Genomic DNA, 22,027 nt, shown 5'->3' with positions numbered 1-22,027 from the left:
GTGTTGGTCATTTTTCGAGTGTCAGTCATGAAGTCTGTGTATCGCTCCCCCGGCGCGGCGCTGCTGTGCGCCCTGTCGTTCAACGTTCTGGCCGAAGGGCCGCTGGATCTGCCGGAAGTGCGGATCGAAGGCGAAACTGAAGAACCGCAAGGCCTGTTGCTGGATACGCCGTCCCACACCGGTTCGCGCCTGGGGCTGAGCCCCCGGGAAACCCCCGCCTCGGTGAGTATCGTCAACCGCCAGCAGATCGAGCAGCGTGGCGCGCAAAACACCCAGGACATGCTGCGCGGCGTGCCGGGCTTGAATGCCGCGTCGCCACCAGGGTCGGCCGGTTCGGTGTCCTACCGGGGCTTCTCCGGGGCGCAGATCACCCAGCTGTTCAACGGCATCACCGTGCAGTACGACGCCATCGCTGCGCGCCCCGTGGACAGCTGGATCTACGACCGAGCGGAGGCAGTGGGCGGGCCGTCGAGCTTCCTGTTCGGCGCCGGCGCCGTGGGCGGCTCGATCAACTACGTGACCAAGCTGCCGGTGCGGGGCGCCTCGTTCAATGAGGCGCGGATCAAGTACGGCTCCTACGACAACAGCGAAACCTCCCTGGGCTTCAACCATGGCCTCAACAGCGGCGATGGCCCGCTGCATTACGCCCGCCTGGATGTCAGCCACACCACCAGCAACGGTTACGTCGACCGCGAGCAACGGGATGCCTGGACCCTGGCGTTTTCCCTGCTCAGCGACATCAACGACCAGCTGTCCCACACCCTGGCGTTCGAATACCAGAACGAAAGCGTCGACAGCCCCTATTGGGGCACCCCGGTGCTCAACCCTCTGGGCGGGGCGATGAAAGTGGATAAAAGCCGGCGCTTTGAAAACTACAACGTTGCCGATGGCCGTTACGAGCAGCGGGTGCGCTGGCTACGCTCGATCGTCGACTACCGCTTCGATGACGCGACCTCGCTGCGCAACACCCTGTACTACTACAATGCCGCGCGGGATTTTCGCAACCTCGAAAGCTACGCCTACACCGCCGACAACAGCCTCGTGAATCGCTCCGGGGCGTTGCTGCAACGGCACGACCAGGAACTCAACGGCAACCGCTTCGAACTCTTGCACGAGGGCCGTCTGTTCGGCCTGGAAAGTCGCTGGTCGGCGGGGCTGGACTACAGCCACAACGTCTCCAGCAACTACCCGCGTTCGTTGCCGGCGCGAGTCGACAGCGTGGACCCGGGCCACTTCGAGCCGGGCGGTTTCTGGGACATTCCGGGCATGACCCGGGGTTTTGAAAAGAACCGCCGCAACCAGGTGGACACCTGGGCGCTGTTCCTGGAAAACCGCCTGCAACTGAGCGAGCGCCTGTCCCTGCTCAGCGGCCTGCGCCATGACCAGATCGACTTGCAGGTGACCAACTACCGCGCCGTCACCGATGCCAACCCGGCGTTCTTCAAGCGCGTCTACCGGCCCACCACCGGGCGCCTGGGGCTGCTCTACGACCTGACGCCAACGGCCAACGTCTACGTGCAATACAGCACAGCAGCCGATCCGCCGGCCGGCATCCTCAGCACCGCCACTTACGGCCAGGTGCGCGACTTTGACCTGAGCACCGGTTCCCAACTGGAGGTCGGCAGCAAGTTCGATTTCCTTGACGGGCGCGGCTCGGCCACCGTGGCGGCCTACCGCATTGAGCGCAAGAACCTGGCCACCGCGGACCCGGCCAACCCCGGCTTCACCCAGCCGGTGGGCCAGCAGTCGTCCCGGGGCGTGGAACTGGCGGCATCGTTGCGCCTGGCCCCGCAATGGTTGCTCGAAGGCAACCTCGCCTACGTCGATGCGCGCTACGACGAGTTCAATGAAAACGTCGGCGGCCGCACCCTGTCGCGCAAGGGCAACACCCCGACCAACATCCCCGACACCGTGGCCAACCTGTGGCTGACCTATGACCTGGACCCCAACTGGCAGATCGGCGGTGACAGCCGCTATGTGTCGGCGATGTATGCCGACGCGGCCAACACCCGTTACGCGCCGTCGTACACGATCTTCGGCGCTTTTGTCGGCTACAAGGTCGATGCCAATACGCGGGTCACGGCCCGGGTGCGCAACCTGACAGACCAGGTTTACGGCCAGTGGACCTCGTCGAGCATGCTTTACCTGGGAGCCCCACGAACCTTCGAACTGGCGCTGCAAACGCGCTTTTGAACCGCGGAACCGGGGCGCTAAACGCCCCGGTCACCTGTGAGGGGGGACGATGAAACGTTATCTGTACCTGTGGCACCGCTGGCTGGGCATTGTGGCCGGCCTGTTTATGGCGCTGTGGTTTATCTCTGGGCTGGTGATGCTGTACGTCGGCTACCCCAAGCTCACGCCCCGGGAGCACCTGGCGCATCTGCCGGTGCTGGCGGCGCCAGGCTGCTGCGTCGAGCTGGCCCAGGTGTTGAGTGCGGCCGGCAGCGACCCCGCGCCCCTGAGCATTCGCCTGACCAGCGTGGCCGCGCGCCGACCTACATCCTGGTTTACCCCGGCCCGCGCAAGGTGGCGATCAATGCCCGCAGTGGCCAGCGACGGGCCGCCACCGATGCGCCTCAAGCCCTGGCGGCCGCTCGACAATACGCCCCCGAGGCGCCGGCCGAAAACCTCGGCTGGGTGGAGCAAGATGCCTGGAGCCTGTCCCGTGCACTGGATGTGGACCGGCCGTTGTGGCGCGTGCAGGTGGCGGATGCCGAGGCGCGTTGGCTCTATGTCTCCGGGCAGACCGGCGAGGTGGTGCGCGATGCCACGGCCCGCGAACGGGCGTGGAATTGGCTGGGCGCCTGGTTGCATTGGTTGTACCCACTGCGCGGGATTGGCATCGACGGCGCCTGGAGCAACCTGGTGATCTACCTGTCCCTGGCGGCCACGTTGATGACCGCCCTGGGCCTGCTGCTCGGGGTGATGCGCTGGCGTTTCCGGCGGCCTTATCGCAGCGGTGCGCGCACGCCGTACCAGGGCGCTGCGCGTTGGCACCATGTGGGCGGGTTGTTGTTCGGGGTGCTGGCCTTGACCTGGATTTTCAGCGGCCTGATGTCGATGAATCCGTGGCAACTGTTCAGCAGCGCCCGGCCGTTGTCGGTGGCGGCCTACCAGGGCGGCGACTTGAAAGCGGCGGCGTTTCCGCTATCCGCCGCCGAGGGCCTGATGTTGTTTCGCCAGGACGGCCTCGACGCCCGGGAGCTGGAGTGGCGGCTGATCGGTGGCCAGGGTTACCTGATCGGTTATGACGGGGCAGGGCGCACCCGGGTGCTGTCCATGGTCGATCGGCAGGTGCAGCGCCAGTTCGACCCGCACACCCTGCAAGACGCCGCGTGGGCCATTCGCCCCCAGGCGCCCTTGCAGGTGCAGACCTTGCAGGCCTACGACTTCTATTACTACGGGCGTGAAGCCCACAGCATGCTCGGCCACCTGGAACAGCGCCTGCCGGCCTTGCGCGTGCGCTTCGATGACCCGGCGCAGACTTGGCTGCACCTGGACCTGTACACCGGCGCCATCGTCGCTCAACTGGATCAGCCACGGCGTGCCTCGCGCTGGCTGTTCGCGCTGCTGCACAGTTGGGATTACTGGCCACTGCTGGCCGCGCGGCCCTTGTGGGACGTTTGGATGATTGTCTTGAGCCTGGGTGGCTTGCTGATCAGCGTCACGGGCGTGGTGCTGGGTTGGCGTCGGCTGCGCCGACAGACGCGGGGGCGGCGTCGCGTCTGAGAGGTCGAGATTGGGGTCAGGGTTGAGACGAGGCGCGCCCCGCCCCGGTGGTGCAAGGCCACCGGGGCGGCGGGCATTACATCTTGCTGTGATCGTGCATCTGGCTGTGGTCGGGCATGGTCAGGGCGCGGGCCGGGGCCTGGACCTGGATCGACTGTTTCTCGCCCTTGGCGTTTTCCACGGTCAGGGTCAGCGGCACTTGGTCGCCTTCCTTAATCTGCGCGTTCAGGTCGATCAGCATCACGTGGTAACCGTGGGGTTCCAGGGTCACGGCCTTGCCGGCGGGCAGGGCCACGGCGGCGACCGGCTGCATGCTCATCACATCGTTCTTCATGCTCGACTCATGGATCTGCACGGTCTTGGCCACCGGCGATTGCACGCTGAGCAGCTGGCTGTCGCTGTCGGCGGTGAGGGTCATGAAGGCGCCGCTGGCTTGCTGGCCGGGCACGGTGGCGCGGACCCAGGCATCGCTGACCAGGGTCTGGGCCGAAGCGTGGGCGGCCAGGCCCAGTAGGGACAGGCCCAAGGCCAGTTGTTTGAGGCGTTTAACAGTGACAGGCATTAGCAAACCTCCATGACGGTGAGCAGGTCTTCTGCGCACTCTTGAGCGTTAAGGGACGCCGACAGGCCCAGGCGCAGCTCGCCCCGGGAATCGAAGACATAGCTGGTGGCGGTGTGGGACAGGGTGTAGGTCGAACCGCTGGGGATCTTTTCGTAGAACACGCCGAATTCCTTGGCGGTGGCGGCGGTTTGTTCCAGGGTGCCGTACAGGGCCTCGAAGCTCGGGTCGAAGGCTTTGACGTAGGCGTCGAGCACTTCCGGGGTGTCGCGTTCCGGGTCCAGGGTGATGAACACCACCTGCAAGCGGTCGCCGTCGCGGCCCATGAGTTTCTTGATTTGCACGGCGCGGGCCAGGGCGGTGGGGCACACGGCCGGGCACTGGGTGAAGCCGAAGAACACCATCGGCATCAGGCCGCGATAGCTGCTGAGCAGGCGGGGCTCGCCCTGGGAGTTGGTCAGTTTGAAGGTCCGGCCCATGATCTTGTCGCTCAGATCCTTGCCGTACTTGAAGTTCAACTTATTGCTGCTGTCGCAACCGGCGAGCAGGCCCAGGCTGAGCAGGCTCATGCCGCCGATAACCTGGCGGCGGGTGAATAACACACTCATGGATTAGCGTCCTGTGAGGCGCCTGAGGGGCCGCTGGGTGGCGGCGAGTCAGGCCTTGGAAGCGGCGCATGTTACCAAGCGTGCAGTGGCCGAGGCTTGCACTTTCGACGATCGGACCCGAGCGCGGCGTGCACCGCGCCCCGGGTTTGACCAGCGTGGCCTTGCGGGTGATCCCCACAACGGCGGGCCCCGTTCGGGTTAGTCGTCGTCCTTGTGCGACATATTGCCGCTCAGCCAGTGCTGGTGCTGCCGGCAACGTTCGCTGGCCGGCACCGGCCGGCCGAACAGGTAGCCCTGGAAGTGCGAGCAGCCCTCGGCGCTGAGTTGTTCCAACTGTTCGCGGGTCTCCACGCCCTCGGCGGTGGTCTTGATCAGCAGGCTGCTGCTCATGCCGGTGATGGCGCGAACGATCGACAAGGCTTCGCGGCTTTCGCCCATGTCGTGGACAAAGGATTTATCGATCTTGATCCGGTCGAACGGGAACGAGCGCAGGTAGCCCAGGGAGGAATAGCCGGTGCCGAAATCGTCGAGGGCGATGCACACCCCCATCGCTTTCAGGGCGCGCAAGGTGCGCACATTGCCCTCGCTGTTTTCCAGCAGCACCGATTCGGTGATCTCCAGTTCCAGGCGCGACGGCGCGAGCCCGGAATCGGCCAGGGCCAGGGCCACCACGTTCACCAGTTCGCTGTTCTTGAACTGCACCGGCGACAGGTTGACCGCCACCGATTGCCCCTCGGGCCAGCGCGCGGCCTCCTGGCACGCCAGGTTCAAGGCGCGGGCGCCGACTTCGTGGATCAGCCCGGTGTCCTCGGCAATGGGAATGAAGTCCATGGGCAGGATCAGGCCATTGCTCGGGTGTTCCCAGCGCATCAAGGCCTCGTAGCCGGAAATCTGCTGGGTCTGTTTGTCGACGATGGGTTGGTAATAGAGTTGCAGCTGGCCCAGGTGCAGGGCGGTGCGCAGCTCGGTCTCCATGACCCGGCGGCGGCGCGCCGCCTCGTCCAGTTCGGCATGGAAGTGTTCGTAGCGGTTACGCCCGTTGCGCTTGGCCTGGTACAGGGCCATGTCGGCGTAGCGCAGCAACTGCGCCGCGCTGCTGTGATCGCTGGGGGCCAGGGCGATGCCGACGCTGAGGCCGACGCAGAAACTCTGGCCGTCGATCATGAAGGCCGGGGCCACCACGTCGATCAGGCGCTGGGCGGTGGCCTGGGCATCGCTGGCATTGGCCAGGTTGGGCAAGACAATCGCGAACTCGTCGCCGCCCAGCCGCGCCAGGGTGTCCTGGTCGCGCAGGGCGCCGCGCAGGCGCTGGCCCAGGGCCCGCAGCAAGCGATCGCCGAAGGCGTGGCCGAGGGCGTCGTTGATGTTCTTGAAGTTATCCAGGTCCAGGCACAGCGCGGCGGTCAGCCGTTCGCTCTCGTGGTCCTCTTGCAGGGCCTGTTCCAGGCGGCTGTGGAACAGGGTGCGGTTGGGCAGGCCGGTGAGTTCGTCGTGGTGGGCCATGTGATGAATCTGCGCGTGGGCGGCGATTTCATCGGTGACGTCCTCGGCGATCTGCAGCACATAGCGGCCACTGGCTTCCGGGCTTTGCCCCAGCAGGCTGCGGGTGCGCAGGGTCCGGGGGCCAAGGGCGGTGTCGAGGCGCTGCTGGCTCAGGTGCAGGCCGTCATGCTCCACGCAGTGTTGGGTCAGTTGTTCCACATGCTCGGCCATCACCGGGGTCAGGCATTCGCGCACACTGCGCCCGACCATCTGCCGACGCTCGCCGCCGAACAGGCGTTCGGCCTGGGGGTTGGCCAGGAGGATCTGCCGCGAGCCCACGTCCTGGACGATGACGCTGGAGGGAATATTGGAAATCACCGAGTCGAGGAACAGCGACAGCGAGGCCATTTTCTCGCTCTGGCGCTCCGCCAGTTCCTTGGCCTGCAACAGATCGTTTTCGTACTGGCGGCGTTCGGTGATGTCGCGGGTGATCTTGGCGAAGCCGATCAACTGGCCGTCTTCATCCTTGATCGCCTCGATCACCACGCTGGTCCAGAACGGCGTGCCGTCCTTGCGCAGGCGAATGCCCTGGGCTTCGAAGCGGCCCTCGCGGCGGGCGGTTTCCAGGCACTGGTGGGGCAGGCCGGCGAGGCGATCCTCGGGGGTGTAGAACAGCGAAAAATGCTCGCCCACCACTTCCTCGGCGCGGTAGCCCTTGGCCCGTTCGGCACCGGCGTTCCAGTTCACCACGTGGCCCTGGGGGTCGAGCATGTAGATCGCGTAGTCCTTGACCCCCTGCACCAGCAGGCGGAAGTGCCGCTCCTGTTCCCGTTGTTCCAGGAGCAGCCGGCGCTGTTCGGTGCAATCGCGGGTGACCTTGGCAAAGCCGATCAACTGGCCGTCATCGTCGTGCACCGCATCGATCACCACGTGGGCCCAGAACGATGTGCCGTCCTTGCGCAGGCGCCAGCCTTCGGCTTCATAGCGACCGGTTGCGCGAGCGATTTCCAAGCCTTTCTGCGGCAGCCCGGCGGACTGTTCCGCGGCACTGTAGAAACGCGAGAAATGTTCGCCGACGATTTCTTCCGCACGGTAGCCCTTGGCCCGCTGGGCCCCGGCGTTCCAATTGCTGACGATACCGTCGGGCGTGAGCATGTAGATCGCGTAGTCGATCACGCTCTGGACCAGCAGGCGGTACATCACATCGGGGCTTTCTATCATCGACAGGTCTCTCAACACGGGCTGGCCGAAGCCAATAAGCAGGGCAAAGTGGATCGCTGAACAGGGGCCAAGCGAAAACGCCCGACTCAATAGCAAAGGTTATTTTTCCAGACAATAGTTCCTTGGTACTGATTTTGGGTCGCGGCCGTACATCCGCCCGACTCAATCAGGACCCGCGCGCAGCATAGACGGGTATCGGCCGACAGGTGGCAGAGGGGGTAGAGCGGGTGACTTGGCTAAGGGGCGGGCAGCAGCGGCAGGCGGATCACAAACTGGCTGCCCAGGCCCAGGCCGTCGCTGTGGGCCGTGACCTCGCCGTCATGGGCCAGCACCAGCTCCCGGACCACCGTGAGGCCGATGCCCAGGCCGTTGCCGTCAAAACTCATGGCGTGGGCGTCCTGCACATAGGGCTCGAAAATAAACGGCAGCATCGTCGGCGAGATGCCAATGCCGCTGTCGCTGATGGTGACCTGTACCCACTGCGCCGAAACCTTCACGTCCAGGGTGATCTGGCCCTCGCGCGGGGTGTACTTGACGGCATTGCCCAGCAGGTTGCAAAAGATCTGTGCCAGGCGCAGGGAGTCGCCGTATAGGGCCAGTGGCTGTTGGGGGATGTGCACCGTCATTTGCTGCTGGCGCAGGTCGATCTCTGCCCGGCAGGTGTCCAGGGCTTCTTGGAGAATGTCCGCCAAGTCCAGGGGCTGGCGGTCCAGGCGCAACTTGCCGGCGTTGACCCGGGACACGTCCAGCAGGTCTTCCACCAGCCGCGACATGTGCTTGACCTGGCGCTCGATGATCGCCTGGATCCGTGGCAGCTCGTCACTCTTCATGCGCAACAGCAGATCGGCGGACATGCTCAGGGGCGTCAAGGGGTTGCGCAGTTCGTGAGCGACCTTGGCCAGCAGGTCCTGCTGTTGCTGGAGCGCCAGTTCCGCCCCGGATTGCAATTGCTGGGCGCCCAGGGCCGCCAGCACCAATTGCTCGTTGGCCTCGCGCAGGTGATCCAGGTGCGCTTGTTGCTGCGCGTGGGGGGCGGGCACCACCAGCACTCGGGGTGGCTGGCCACAGATGTCGTGGTCATGGTGCTGCGGGTCGTCGTGGAACTGAAAACCGCCGGCGCCGTGGCGCTTGGCCCGGTACATGGCCGCGTCGGCCTGGTCGATCAGCAGTTGCGGGTTTTCGCCGTCCTCGGGAAAGCGGCAGATGCCGATGCTGACCTTGAGGCTCAGGGGGTGTTCATGGATGCGCCGAGTGACGTTGAGGGCGTCGATGATCTTTTCAACCACGGTGATCACATCGGCTTTGCTGCAGATGTTGTTGAGCAGCACCAGGAATTCGTCACCGCCATAGCGGCTGACGGTATCGGTCTCGCGCACCGAAGCCTTGAGGCATTGCGCTACTTGCTTGAGGGCGGCGTCGCCAACCCGGTGGCCGAGGTTGTCATTGATGCTCTTGAAATTGTTCAGGTCCAGAAACAGCACGGCAAAGCCATCCCCCAGGCGCACGGCATGGGCAATGGTGTGTTCGATGCGCTTGAGCAGTTGCCCACGGTTGGGCAGGTTGGTCAGTTCGTCGATGCCTATCGACTGGGCGATCTCGTTCAGCGCTCGGGTGGCGCTGGCGGCTTCATCCTGGGCGTGCAACAGGCGCATCACCAGCGCCTCGTTGGCCTCCAGCAACTCATTGGCCGGGTCCAGCTCGCGCAAATGATTTTGTGTGTGTCGCACCTGGGCCTGCAGATGGGTCAGGGTGGCCCGCAGCTCCATGGCCTGCTGATCCAGCAGGGCCAGTTCTTCCCGGGCAACGGCCAGAGCCTGTTGCTGGGTGCCAGGTGCGTCCTTCATGGTCATGGCTTATCCACCGTCGTGGTCGGCCGCCGTGGGGCGCGGCGCGGCGAGTTTGGCTGCAGGTCGGCCGCCCAGCAGGCCTTCGCGGTCCGGCAGCATCTGGCCGATGCGGATGCCCTCGGCGTTGATGTCATACAGGCGCAGCTGGTCGGAGTGGGTGCTGGCCCGCACCTTGACCACCGCCATGATCCGCAGCAGGCGGCTGTCCACCTCGATGTAGCGCTGGACGATGATGGCGTCGGTCATGAAGGCCGTGCCATAGGGGCTGAAGCGCAGGTCGGTGTAGCGGTCCTCCAGCTCCGAGGTCATCAGCACGCTGACCCCGGTTTGGGTCAGGGCGGTGACCAGGCGCGACAGGGACTCGCGAAAGTCCTCGCGAAAGGTCGGCGCCAGGGCCAGTTCGAAGCCCGACAGCGAGTCGATGACCACCCGGGTGGCTTTGAGCCGATGGATTTCATCCAACAGCAGGTGGACGATTTCCTCGATCGACAGGTCCGGCGCGCGGCTGTCCACCAGGCCCACCTGGTCGCTGTCGATCAACTGCACCAACTGCGGGTTGTGGTTGCGGTTGGGGCGCTGCTCGAACACCGCGATCACCCCGGTTTCGCCCACGCGCGCGCCTTCGGCCAGGAACGCCGCGGCCATCAGGCTCTTGCCCGAGCCCGACGGCCCGGCCACCAGCAGCGAATAACCCCTGGGCAGGCCGCCCCCGAGCATTGCGTCCAGTTCGGCGATGCCCATGGACAGGCGCGAGCGCTCGGCCTCGGGCACTGCCGGGGCCGGCGGATCAAGGTGCGAGCAGGGAGAGAAGACCTTCAGCCCGGCGTTGCTGATGCGAAAACTGTGCAGCCCCGGCAGTGTGGGCTGGCCGCGCATTTTCATGATTTCCATCTTGCGCACCATGGAGTTGCGCTGGACGCTCTGGCGCAGCCAGATCAGGCCGTCGGCCACGGTGAAGATCGGGTTGGTGTCGGTTTCGGTGAAGTACTCGCCGATCAGAAAGGTGGTGGCGTGCCAAGTGGTCATCAACATGCCCAGTTGCTGGACGAACTGCGGCAAGTTGTTGTTGGGGTTGTCCTGGGTACGGCTGGCCAGCACCACCGAACGGAAGGAATCGACGAACACCAGGGCCGGACCATGGCTCTCGACCTCGGCGACAATGCGTCGTAGCACCTCGTCCAGGTCACCGGCCAGGGTGTCGTCTACCAGGTTGATGTAGCGCACCGACTGGTTGATCGACTCGCTGTTGAAGAAGTCGAACTGCTGCTGGTAACGCAGCATTTTCAACGGCGGCTCGCCGAGCACCGTGAAGTACAGCGCCGGCCGCTCGGGCGTGGCCAGGGCGAACATCATCTGGTGGGCCAGGGTGGTCTTGCCGCAGCCCGGCGGGCCCGCGATCAGGTTGAAGGAAAACTCTGGCAGTCCGCCGCCCAGTATCTGGTCCAGCCCGGGCACCCCAGTGGCCAGACGGTTGATTGTGACTTTGCTGCTCATGGCGAAATGTCCTGCGCGGGCGTACCGCTGAAAGATTTTTCCCACACGGAACGAAGCAGACGTTCGGTGAGCGAGGGGCCGACCAAGGTGGCGAGCAACTCGTTGAACGTGGTCAGGAGCGTGACACCGACGCTGAAGGCGTAGGTGCTGCTGTGCTGGGCGAGGAGCCGCTCAAAGGCGGCCAGGTCCATGCTGCTCTGCACGCTCTCGTGGACCCCGCTGAGGTCCTCGCAGGACGTTGCGCACAGGTGCAGGCTGCGCCGATACAGGGCCGCGACCCCGCGCTGGCCGATGACCGGGGTGAGCGCAGCGTCCAGGTCTTGCAGGGTCGCCACGGTTGCGCCGGCGATCTGCGCAGCTGTCGGATCACGGCCGGCGCGGCGTGTCAGCGCCTCGGTAATCCTTGGGTTCTCTTCGCTTTCCATGAGCTGTGGTCACTAATTATTGCGATGAGGGGGTGGACAGTACGCCTGATCGGCCCGGCTTGTTGAAGTGTTTCAACCGGCGGCGATCGTTGCCAGGTTGCGCCTGCGCCGATTCGCCGGCCAACGGGCGTTCAGATTGACCAGTCTGGCGCGGTAGTCAGCCTGTGTCTGTCTGTTAGCGCACATTGGCCGCGTACTCGGTTCAGGCCCGGGCCTGGAGGCGAGGCGGGTTGAGGGCGGCATAGCATTCGCAGCAGGCGGCTTCCAGCCCCGGGCGGTCGAGGATGCTGATCTGGCCGCGGCTGTAGCGGATCAGTCGGCGCTGCTGCAGGGCGCCGGCGGCCACGGTCACGCCGCTGCGTCGCACACCGAGCATCTTGGCCAGGCATTCATGGGTCATCTGGAAATGATCGGCGTGGGCCCGGTCGTGAATCATCAGCAACCACAGGGCCAGGCGCGGTTCGATGGGGTGAAAGTGGATGCAGGCGGCGGTTTGCGACAGCTGCTCCAGAAGCCGATAGACCTGCTGGTGCAGAGCCTGCTGAAACGTCGGGTGCTCGCCCGGTGCGTCGTGCAGTTGCGTGGGGGCTACACGCAGGCTGCTGCCGGCGCCCTGGACCACGGCCCGCAGCGGCGCGGTGTCCAGGCCCAGGGCCAGGGTGGCGCCGAGCATGCCTTCATTGCCCAACAGGCCCATTTCCAGAGGGGGGTGATGGTTCAGGGTGACCCGCAAGGCAATGCATGCGGTCTGCGGGAAATACAGGTGCTGCAGAGGTTGGCGCGGTTCCCACAGCACCTGGCCAAGGGGCAGCTCCACCGACTCGCAGCGTTCCAGCAGCCACTGCCTCTCTGCGTCGGGCAGGCCCTGGATCAGCAGATTGTCGGCGTGACGTGGGGGCATGACCCTGAGCATGGGAGTGTCCTGAGGCGGGGACAGCGTGATGGGTTGCGGGCAGTGTGCGCAGGAACCGCAGCGCGGTCTGTGCGCTGCGGCACACAGTGCCTGTCGGGGCTCAGTCGTCGGCGCGGGGCGCGGGCAAGTAGGGCAGCAGGCGCGCAGTTTCGTTGTGCACCACGGCGTAGCATTCACAGCTCAGGCGCTGCAGGTGGGCGCGGTCGAGTACCCGGATGTGGCCGCGGCTGTACTCGATCACCCCCAGGCGCTGGAGCTTGCCTGCCGCTTCGGTCACCCCTTCGCGGCGGACACCGAGCATGTTGGCGATCAGTTCCTGGGTCATCAGCAACTGGTTGCCCGGCAGTCGGTCCAGGGACAGCAGCAGCCAGCGGCACAGCTGCTGCTCGATGGAGTGATGGCGGTTGCACACCGCCGTCTGGGCCATCTGGGTCAGCAGCGACTGGGTGTAGCGCAGCATCAGCAGGAGCATTTCGCCGTGGCGGTTGAACTCTTCCTTGAGCCGTGGCCCCGGCAGGCGAAAGGCGTGCCCGGCGCTCTGCACGATGGCCCGGCTGAGGGTGCTTTCGCCGCCCATGAACACCGCGACGCCTACCAGGCCCTCGTTGCCGACCACGGCAATTTCCGCCGAGGCGCCGTTCTCCATCACGTACAGCAGAGAGACGATGGCGTCGGTGGGAAAGTAGACGTGGCGTGGAATGTCGCCGGACTCGAACAGCACTTGGCCCAGGCTCAGGGTGATGAGTTCCAGGTCTGGCAGCAGGCGCTGCTTCACCGGCTCCGGGAGTGCGTCGAGCAAGTGGTTCTGACGTGGCTTGTGTGCTTGCAACATATCTAAAGCCACCGTAGGAGAAGGGTTTCCAGAGGGTTCAGGGTAGTCCAGAAGCCGTCGTGGCGTGCTCATGTCGGTCATGATTTGGCCTCCACGTCGGGGCTGACCCGGGGGGCGCCACTGCCGTCGGGCGTTATGTCGGACAGGGGGGCGGGTTGGGTGTCGGGTGCCGGCGCGCAGGTCACCAGCACCTGTTGTTCCTGACCATCGTCACGCAGGGTCAGCAGGGGCTCAGCCAGCAGGACGCCGTTGTGGCGGATGCTGTGCACCGCCCCGGGGCTCTGGTGCACCTCAATGTGGTAGCGGGTGGCGCCGAACCAGTAGTCCAGGCTGAAGCCCGGCCAGTGGGGCGGCAGCAGTGGCTCGATGCGCAGGCTGTCGCCCTGGCGCACCAGGCCCAGCAGGGATTCGAGCAGCAGCCGGTACATCCAGCCCGCCGAGCCGGTGTACCAGGTCCAGCCGCCGCGCCCAGTGTGGGGCGCCACGCCGTAGACGTCGGCGGCCATCACGTAGGGCTCGACCTTGTACACCGCCAATTCTTCGGCGCTGCGCCGGTTCACCGGGTTGATCATGCGCAGCAGTTCCCAGGCCCGGGCGCTGTCGCCCAGACGGGCAAAGGCCATGCAGGCCCAGATCGCGGCATGGGTGTATTGGCCGCCGTTCTCCCGGACCCCGGGCACGTAACCCTTGATGTAGCCCGGGTCCAGTTGGCCCTGGTCGAAGGGGGGGTCGAGCAGCAGCACCACGCCGGCCTCACGCCGCACCAAGTGCTGGTCCAGGGCCTTCATGGCCTGGCGCTGACGTGCCTCGCTGGCGGCGCCGGAGAGCACCGACCAGCTCTGGGCGATGGAGTCGATGCGGCATTCCTGGTTGGCCGCCGAACCCAGCACCTGGCCGTTGTCGAAGTACGCGCGGCGGTACCAGGCGCCGTCCCAGCCGTGGGTTTCCAGGCTCGGTTGCAAGACGCTGGCCTGGTCTTCACAGCGCTGGGCGAAGGCCGGATCGGCGTTGGCCCGGGCGGTGGCGGCGAATTGCTGGAGGACTTCATAGGCAAAGAACCCCAGCCAGACGCTTTCTCCCAGGCCCTGTTCGCCGACCCGGTTCATGCCGTCGTTCCAGTCGCCGGTGCCCATCAGCGGCAAGCCGCGAGTGCCCCGCGCCAGGCTGTGCTCGATGGCGCGCTGGCAATGCTGGTAGAGGCTTTCCTGTTGGCTGCTGTGGCCCGGCAGGTCGTAGTAGGACTCTTCGCCGATGTTCAGGGCTCGACCCTCGACAAAGCCCACCGGCTCGTTGAGCACGCTGCGGTCGCCGGTGACTTGCACGTAACGGCTGGTGGCCAGGGGCAGCCAGAGGAAGTCGTCGGAGCAGCCGGTGCGCACCCCGCGATCCTGGGGCGGGTGCCACCAGTGCTGCACATCGCCTTCGGGGTATTGGTGGGCGGCGCAGAGCAGCAGGTGGCGGCGCGCTGCCGCCGGGTCGGCGTGGAGCATGGCCATGCTGTCCTGCAACTGATCGCGAAAGCCGATGGCGCCGCCGGACTGGTAGTAACCGCTGCGCGCCAGGAAGCGGCACGCGATCACCTGGTACATCAGCCAGCCGTTGAGCAGTACGTCGATGGCCGGGTCCGGGGTCTTGACCTGGACCACTTCGAGCAGGGTCCGCCAATGCAGGCGCACGGCGTCCAGTTCGGCGGCGGCCGGACGGCTGCCACGGTATTTCTGCACCAGGCGGGTGGCGGCCTTGGCGTCCTGCTCGGCGCCGAGGCGGAAGATGATTTCCTGGCTTTCACCTTCGCCCAGTTCCAGGCTGACCTGCATCGCCGCACAGGGGTCGAAGCCGCCGCCGGAGCGCCCGGACAAGCGGGCCCGGCCCATGGCGGCCGGGTTGGCCAGGCTGCCGTTGCGGCCGATGAATTCGGTGCGGTCGCCGCTGAAGCTGCGGCCCGTGGCGTCGGTGTCGAGAAAACCCACGCGCCCGGAAAACTCGATGGAGAAGGCATTGCGGGCAAACAGCGCGCCGCTGAACGGGTCGCTTTCGGTGACCACGTGCATCGCCGATTTGCTGCGCAGGTCGCCCAGCACCCATTCCACATAACTGGTGGCGGACAGGCGCCGGGTGCGCGGGCTGGTGTTGCGGATCAGCAGGCGCGAGAACTTGATCGGCGCGTCCAGCGCCACGTACACCCAGAGTTCGGAATAAATGCCGTCTTCTTCGTGCTCGAAGACGCTGTAGCCGAAGCCGTGACGGGTGCGATAGCTGCCGCTGCCGGGGCAGGGCAACGGGGTCGGTGACCAGAAGTGCCCGGTGTCTTCATCGCGCAGGTACAGGGCTTCGCCGCTGGGATCGCTGATGGGGTCGTTGTGCCATGGGGTCAGGCGAAACTCGTGGGCGTTCTCGCTCCAGGTGTAAGCGCCGCCGCTTTCCGAGAGCACCGTACCGAACTGCCGGTTGGCCAGGACGTTGGCCCAGGGCGCCGGGGTCGGTTGCCCGGGTTGCAGGAGCATCACGTACTCCCGGCCGTCGGGGCTGAAACCGCCGAACGGGGTGTTGAGGATCAGCGTCGCGGGGCGGGCGATGGCGGCCAGCCGTGGCGCTGGCTCGCGCCGTTCCAGATTGGGCTCCAAGCGTGCCAGCAGCGGGTCGGCGCGGCGCCGTTGCACTTGCTCGGCGAGGCTGCCACGGCCGTCGCTGATCACCAGGCGCGCCACCGCCAGCATCAGCGTGCGGTCTTCGCTGGACAGTTGCTGGGCCGGGCGCACAAAGATCCCGCCAGGGCGATCGATCAGGCTGGCTTCGCTGCCTGACGTCACCAGGCCCATGATCAAGTCCTGCAATTGCTGGCGATAACCGGCCTGGTCTTCGTTCCAGATCACCAGGTCCACCGCCAGGCCCTTTTGTCGCCAGTAGGCGTGGGCCTTGACCATCTGTTGCACCAGTTCGATGTTGCCCAGGTCGCCGACCTGCAACAGCACAATCGGCAAGTCGCCGGAAATGCCTTGGCCCCAGAGCCCCGACTGGCTGCGTCGGTTGCTCAGCAGCAGGCTGCCGTCGGCGCGCAGGCTGACGTTGGCGTAGAGGATCGAGGCGGCCATCTGTTCGAACAGCCGGGCTTCGGCCAGGGAAGCGTTGAGTTGGCGCAACAGCACTTGGCCGTGGGTCCAGGCCAGGTCGAAGACCCGGTCCGCCAGGTGCCGGTCGCGGTATTTGTGGATCAGTTGCAGGCAGCCGTCGCGGTGGCTGGCGACCCCGGTGACAAAGTCGATGGTCGCGGTTTGCCCGGCGTCCAGGCTGATGCGGCAGCGGATCGCCACGATCGGGTCGAGCACCGGCCCGGCGCTGCCGGACAGGGTGTCGGTGTCGCGGTCCAGGGCGGCCGGGGCGACCACACTGCGGCTGCGGCCGATAAAGCGCGCGCGGTCGGTTTCATAGGAAATGCTGTCGATGTCCACCCCGTGGGCGGCCAGCAGGTGGCACATCCATGGCGCCTGTTCGTGGCTGGCCCGGGGCCGGCGGGTGCAGACGATGGCTTGTAGGGTCGGTAGCAGTTCGGTCTCCACGAACAGGTTGCTGAAGGCCGGGTGCATGGCGTCGCTGAGGGCGCTGGCCAGCACCACTTCGGCGTAGCTGGTGACCTCGATGCTGCGTCGGCTGCGGCCGCGGTTGGTGATGTGCAGGCGCCGCAGTTCGATGTCGTCCTCGGGGGACACGACAATTTCACAGTGGCTGTCGAAGTCCCGTTCGCGGACCCGGAATTCGGCCCGGGCGTCGGTGAAAATTGCCTCGAAGCTTTCCGGGCGACCCAGTGTGGGTTGGTGTGCGGCGGACCAGAAAGCGCCGCTGGCGACGTCCCGCAGGTAGCAGAACTGGCCCCAGTTATCGCAGGTGCTGTCTTCGTGCCAACGGGTCACCGCCAGTTCCTGGCAACGGCTGTAGCCACCGCCGGCGCTGCTGACCATAACGTGGTAACGGCCGTTGGACAGCAGTTGCACGGCGGGGCGCTTGCGGTCCGGGTCGGCGAACACCCGCAGCTTGGTTTCGTGCCCGCGCGCCGCTTCGTCGGCGGCCGGGGCGCTGGAGGCGTGCAGGTACTGGGCGGCGGTCTTCGGCACCCGCTCCTGCAACAGCAGGGCGGTGGCCTGGAACTGCGGGTCGGACTCGAAGCGCTGTTGCATGGGCTGGTCCAGCAGGCGCCAGGCCAGGGCCAGCAGGCTCATGCCCTGGTGGTGGGCCATGAACTGTTTGACCACTGCGTAGTTCTGGCCCCGAGGCAGGCGCGCCGGGGTGTAGTCCACGGCTTCGTAAAGGCCGAAACGTCCGCCCAGGCCCAGTTCGCTGAGGCGTTGCAGGTTCTGGCAGGCGGCCTGGGGCGCGATCATCAGCGCCAGCACACTGGCGTAGGGCGCCACCACGCTGTCTTCACCCAGGCCGCGCTTGAGGCCTAGGCCCGGTACGCCGAAGGCCCGGTATTGGTAATTGAAGTGGGCGTCCAGGGTGTTGTAGCCCGACTCGGACACGCCCCAGGGAATGCCCAGTTGCTGGCCGTGCTCGATCTGCAGGGTCACGGCGGCGCGGCAGGTCTGGTCCAGCAGGGTACCGGGGTAGTTGGGCATCACCAGCATCGGCATCAGGTATTCGAACATCGAGCCGGACCAGGACAGCAGCACCGGCTGGCCGCCATGGCTGGTGAGCAGACGGCCGAGGGAGAACCAGCCTTCCTGGGGCAGTTGGCCCTGGGCGATGACCACAAAGTTGGTCAGGCGCACTTCCGAGGCCAGCAGGTCGTAGTAGCCGGCGTCGAGCTTGCGTTCGTCGGCGTTGTAGCCGATCACGAACAGGTTGCGCCGGACGTCGTAGAGGAAGCCGAAGTCCATCTCGGCCATGCGCTGCACCTGCTCGGCCAGGCGGGCGACAACTGCTAGGCGCTCGCTGGCCAGCTCGCGCACCGCCAGCACCTGAGGCTGCAGGGCCGGGGCCCAGTGTTCGGGTTGCAGCTGGGCCAGTTGCCGCCAGCTCAAGACCGGAGCGGGGCTGCCATCGAGCAGGGGCGGCAGGGCAAAGCGTTGCTGTTCTTCACGGATGTCCGTGACCTGGGCCAGCAATGCCTGTTGCCAGAAGGCCGGTTCGTCGAGGGCGGTGGTGGTGGGGAAGTCGGTGCGCTCGATCTGCCCAAGCAGGGCTTGCAACCCGGCCTCGGCACCCTCGGCCAGGGTCGCCACGCTGCGTGCCTGCTGAATCAGGGCTTCGGTGGCGTGCGGCGTCAGGCCGGCATCGCGCAGGGTTTCGTGGAACACCTCCAGGGTGTCCGCCAGCCCGGTGGCCAGGCGCGCCGCGGGCAAGGGTTGGTCGGCCAGGGCCAGCAGGCCGGGGCGCAGGGTCAGCAGCAGCCCGGCCAGGTTGCCGCTGTCCACGGTGGATACGTACAGCGGTGGCAGGGGCTTGAGGGTCTGGGTGTCGTACCAGTTGTAGAAGTGCCCGCGGTAACGCTCAAGCAAGGCCATGCTCGCCAGGGACTGGTCCAGGCGGTGCAGCAGGCGGCTGCTGCTCAGGTAGCCAAAGTCGTGGGCTGCCAGGTGCGACAGCAGGGCCATGCCCAGGTTGGTCGGCGAGGTGCGGTGGGCGACCACCGCCTGAGGCTGTTCCTGGATATTGTCCGGGGCCAGCCAGTGGTCCGCCGGGCCGACGTACTGGTCGAAGAAGGCCCAGGTGCGCCGCGCCAGGCGGTGGAGAAAGCGCAGTTCGTCGCTGGACGGGTGGAACGCAGCCTGGGACGAAGGTCGGCTCAGCCACCAGGCGATCGCCGGGCCGGCCAGCCACAGCAGGATAAAGGGCCCGGCTGCCAGCAGCACGTCGGGGGTGGGCAGCAACAGTGCCAGCAGCACCAGGCCCAGGGCTGGGGCAATCCACTGGCTGCGGTACAGCTCGGCCAGGGGGTTGCCCTGGCTGCGCTCCACTTCCCGCGAGGGCTGCCACTGCAACAGGCGGCGCTTGCTGAACAGCATGCGCCACAGGGTGCGGCCAATGGCGTCGAGGCTGTACCAGGTTTCATAGGGCAGCCAGACCAGGGGCAGCAGGGCCCGGGTGAACTGTTGGGCGCAGGCCTGGAAGGCTGCACCCAGGTGCTGTTCGAGGGGCACGTCGACGGTTTTCTGCATCAGCTCCTGGAGGGCGCTGGACAGGGGCTGGATCAGCACCAGCAACAGCACGGCGAAGGTCCAGGACAGGGGCTGGTTGGTGCCCAGCCAGCCCCACAACAGCATGGTCAGGAAGGCCGCGGGCTCCAGGCTGCGGCGCAGGTTGTCGGCAATCTTCCAGCGCGCCAGGGCGCTCAGGCGGTTGCGCGTCACCCCTTTGCGCGCCCAGGCCCACGGCAGCAGCCAGGGCAGCAGTTGCCAGTCACCGCGGATCCAGCGATGGCGGCGTTTGACGTCGGCGCTGTAGCGCGACGGGTATTCCTCGAACAGTTGCACATCGCTGAGCAGCCCGGAGCGGGCGTAGCAGCCCTCAATCAAGTCGTGGCTGAGCACCCGGTTGTCCGGGAAGCAGTCCTTGAGCGCGTGCTCGAAGGCGTCCACGGCATAGATGCCCTTGCCGATAAAGGAGCCGTGTTCGAACAGGTCCTGGTACACGTCGGAGACGGCTCGGGTGTAGGGGTCGACCCGGCCTCGCTGCCGAACAGCCTAGCGTAGGCTGAGCGTGCACTGCTGGGCAGGCTGATGCCGACCCGTGGCTGGAGAATGGCGTAGCCGGCACTGATCTGCCCGCTGCGCGGGTCCAGTCGCGGGTGGTTGAGGGGGTGGTCCATGGCGCCGACGCATTGCTGCGCCACATCCCGGGGCAGTTGGGTGTCGGTGTCCAGGGTGATCACGTAGCGGATCGGCGGCAGGGCCTCGAAGGCGCCGACGATCAGGCAGAAGCGCTCGCGGCCCTGGCCCCGCAGCAAGGCGTTGAGTTCGGCAAGTTTGCCGCGCTTGCGCTCGTAACCCATCCAGCAGCCTTCGGCGGCGTTCCAGCGCCGTGGCCGGTGCAGCAGGAAGAAACGCTCGGCGCCGGTGTCGGGGTACTTGCGGTTCAGGGCCTCGATCAGTTGCCGGGCCAGGCCGAGCAGCGCGGCGTCTTCGGCCAGGGTTTCGCTGGCGGCGTCCATGAAGTCGCTGAGCAGGGCGAAATGCAGGTGCGCATCACGGTTGGCCAGAAAGCGCACTTCCAGGCCTTCCACCAGTTCTTCGACGTCTGCGGCATTGGCGAACAGGGTCGGCACCACCACCAGGGTCCGGGCGTCGGCCGGGATGCCTTCGCTGTAATCCAGGCGCGGCAGGATGCAGGGCGCCACGGTCAGGGTCACCAGCCAGTTGATCAGGCCGATGGCCAGGCGGCTGCTCATCAGCAGGGTCGGCACCCCCAGCAATGCCAGCACCCAATAGGGTTGGCCCTCGTCGTGGATGGCCTGGAGAAAGGTCCAGGCCAGCAGTGTCGAGAGCACCAGCACCGGGGCCAGGAAGAAGCTCAGGGGCGCGCGCACCAGCAGGCGTTGCCAGCGTGTACCGATGGGCACCTTGGCCCCCAGTCGCTGTTCCAGTCGCGTGCGGCCGGGGCCCACCAGGTAGTAGCCGACATGCCGGGCGACCTCGGCCTCGGCCGAGTCGGGCGCGCCCTGGCGGGCCAGGTCAATGGCGGCCAGGGCCACTTGGTCCTCGCTCTGCGGGCAGCGCCGGGCCAGACGTTCGAGTACGTGCCGATAGTGGTCGCGGGTGGCGAAGTCCATGCGCGGGTAGACCGCTGCCGGGTCGCTGCGCAGGGCCTGTTCGACGTGGCTCAGGCGCTCGACGAAGTCGCGCCAGTTGGTCGACGACAGCAGGCGCAGGCTGGCGATGCTGTTGCTGATGGAGACCTGGTCTGCGGCCTGTTGCTGGGCATCGAGTTGCACCAGGCGTTCGATGTTCAGCCCCGACTCCCCCAGCAACTGTTCGATCCAGGCCAGGGGCAGCACCAGGGCGGCGTTCTGCCCTTGCAGGCGGCGGGCCATTTCGGCGACGAAAGAGGCGGTCATCGGCGGTTCGGAGCGGGCCAGGTCAGCCACGGTCAGCACCACGCTCTTGGCGTCCTGCTCGGCGGTCTCGATCAGGCGGTCGGCCCAGTCGTTGGCCAGGTTGCGCTCGTCCCAGTTGGCCATGACCCGCGAGGCCACGCGGCGCAGGTTCTCGATCAGCGCCAGGCGCAGCATGATCGGAATGGCCCACAGCTCACCGAGCTTGAGCGGCATCACGCTCTGATAGCACTCGACAAAGCGGCTCAGGCTGTCGGCGTCGATGCGTCCGTCGCCATGGGAGATGGTTTCCAGGGCGATGTCGTAGACCCGTGGCTGGCCCGCCGAGGCGCCTTCGGCCAGGCGCGGCAGTTGCCGGCTGTAGCCACGGGGCAGATGGCTCTGGGTGGTGCGGATCTGTTCTTCCACCAGATAGAAGTTGTCCAGCAGCCATTCGGCGGCCGGGGTGCTGCGCCGGGTGGACAGCGGTGCGCTGCTCAGGGCCTTGCAACTGCTGGCCAGGGTCGCAGCGTTGTCGGCCAGGCGCGCCAGCAGCCCGTCGTTGTGGTTGTCCTGGCTGAGGCGGTGTTGCTGGGCCAGCAGGGTGCCGTGGCGGGCCATCTGTTCGGCGTTGAACAGTTCCGAGCGCAGCAGGGGCTCGTGGGTGAACGTGCGCCGGGCATCATGCCATTGGCGGTAGTAAGCGGCAGGCAGACGCCAGAACCGAAAGAGTGCGTGGGTCCAATGACTGTCCATGTGTTCCTTGGCAGGGCGTGCCCGGCACGGGCCGATGGCCACGGGCGGGCAGGAAATGGGGCAGGGCCGGCGCTCCGACCGGGGGTCGCGAGGGCCATGCAAGACGCAACTTCTCAGGGTTCGAGTCTGGTCAAAGCG

The 22,027-nt window shown here is 66.4% G+C and carries 9 protein-coding genes and 2 pseudogenes; 2 read left to right on the top strand and 9 right to left on the bottom strand.

Translation table 11 applies throughout. The annotated features are described in order from the left end of the window. The first annotated feature begins 27 nt into the window (after positions 1–27). Together M1B34_RS24390 and M1B34_RS24385 are read left to right on the top strand one after the other, a co-directional pair. A complete protein-coding gene (locus M1B34_RS24390; protein WP_268266428.1) occupies positions 28–2,193 on the top strand; it encodes a TonB-dependent receptor in 2,166 nt (721 codons plus the stop codon). Positions 2,194–2,242: 49 nt separating this feature from the next. Next, positions 2,243–3,729, top strand: a pseudogene (locus tag M1B34_RS24385) (PepSY domain-containing protein). A 76-nt stretch (positions 3,730–3,805) separates the two neighbouring features. Here M1B34_RS24385 and M1B34_RS24380 read toward each other — a convergent pair. The 9 genes and pseudogenes from M1B34_RS24380 to M1B34_RS24340 form a co-directional block, all read right to left on the bottom strand. Beyond that, positions 3,806–4,291 carry a copper chaperone PCu(A)C gene (locus tag M1B34_RS24380; RefSeq protein WP_123335158.1) on the bottom strand — a complete coding sequence of 162 codons (486 nt, stop codon included), beginning with the start codon at positions 4,289–4,291 and terminating at the stop codon, positions 3,806–3,808. Next, complete coding sequence (locus tag M1B34_RS24375) at positions 4,291–4,896, bottom strand: SCO family protein (RefSeq protein ID WP_123335160.1); 606 nt, start codon at positions 4,894–4,896, stop codon at positions 4,291–4,293. The genes M1B34_RS24380 and M1B34_RS24375 overlap by 1 nt, the downstream gene beginning before the upstream one ends. Before the next feature lie 198 nt (positions 4,897–5,094). Continuing rightward, positions 5,095–7,605, bottom strand: coding sequence for a sensor domain-containing protein (locus M1B34_RS24370; protein WP_268262512.1), 2,511 nt, complete (start codon positions 7,603–7,605; stop codon positions 5,095–5,097). A gap of 230 nt (positions 7,606–7,835) precedes the next feature. Then, complete coding sequence (locus M1B34_RS24365; protein WP_268266427.1) at positions 7,836–9,449, bottom strand: diguanylate cyclase domain-containing protein; 1,614 nt, start codon at positions 9,447–9,449, stop codon at positions 7,836–7,838. Between the two features lie 3 nt (positions 9,450–9,452). After that, on the bottom strand, positions 9,453–10,940 hold the full coding sequence (locus M1B34_RS24360; RefSeq protein ID WP_268266426.1) for an ATPase domain-containing protein: 1,488 nt from the start codon (positions 10,938–10,940) through the stop codon (positions 9,453–9,455). After that, positions 10,937–11,365 carry a hypothetical protein gene (locus M1B34_RS24355; RefSeq protein ID WP_268266425.1) on the bottom strand — a complete coding sequence of 143 codons (429 nt, stop codon included), beginning with the start codon at positions 11,363–11,365 and terminating at the stop codon, positions 10,937–10,939. Before M1B34_RS24355 ends, M1B34_RS24360 begins: the two co-directional genes overlap by 4 nt. Before the next feature lie 202 nt (positions 11,366–11,567). After that, positions 11,568–12,266 (bottom strand): Crp/Fnr family transcriptional regulator, encoded by a 699-nt coding sequence (locus tag M1B34_RS24350; RefSeq protein WP_123336074.1) that lies wholly within the window; start codon positions 12,264–12,266, stop codon positions 11,568–11,570. A 112-nt stretch (positions 12,267–12,378) separates the two neighbouring features. Beyond that, complete coding sequence (locus tag M1B34_RS24345) at positions 12,379–13,110, bottom strand: Crp/Fnr family transcriptional regulator (RefSeq protein ID WP_123335167.1); 732 nt, start codon at positions 13,108–13,110, stop codon at positions 12,379–12,381. A gap of 77 nt (positions 13,111–13,187) precedes the next feature. Then, positions 13,188–21,889 (bottom strand): annotated as a pseudogene (locus M1B34_RS24340) (glycoside hydrolase family 94 protein). Positions 21,890–22,027: the final 138 nt, after the last annotated feature.

It is taken from the genome of Pseudomonas morbosilactucae, from assembly GCF_023241715.1.
Taxonomy (GTDB): domain Bacteria; phylum Pseudomonadota; class Gammaproteobacteria; order Pseudomonadales; family Pseudomonadaceae; genus Aquipseudomonas; species Aquipseudomonas morbosilactucae.
This window is presented reverse-complemented; position numbering and strand designations above follow the sequence as displayed.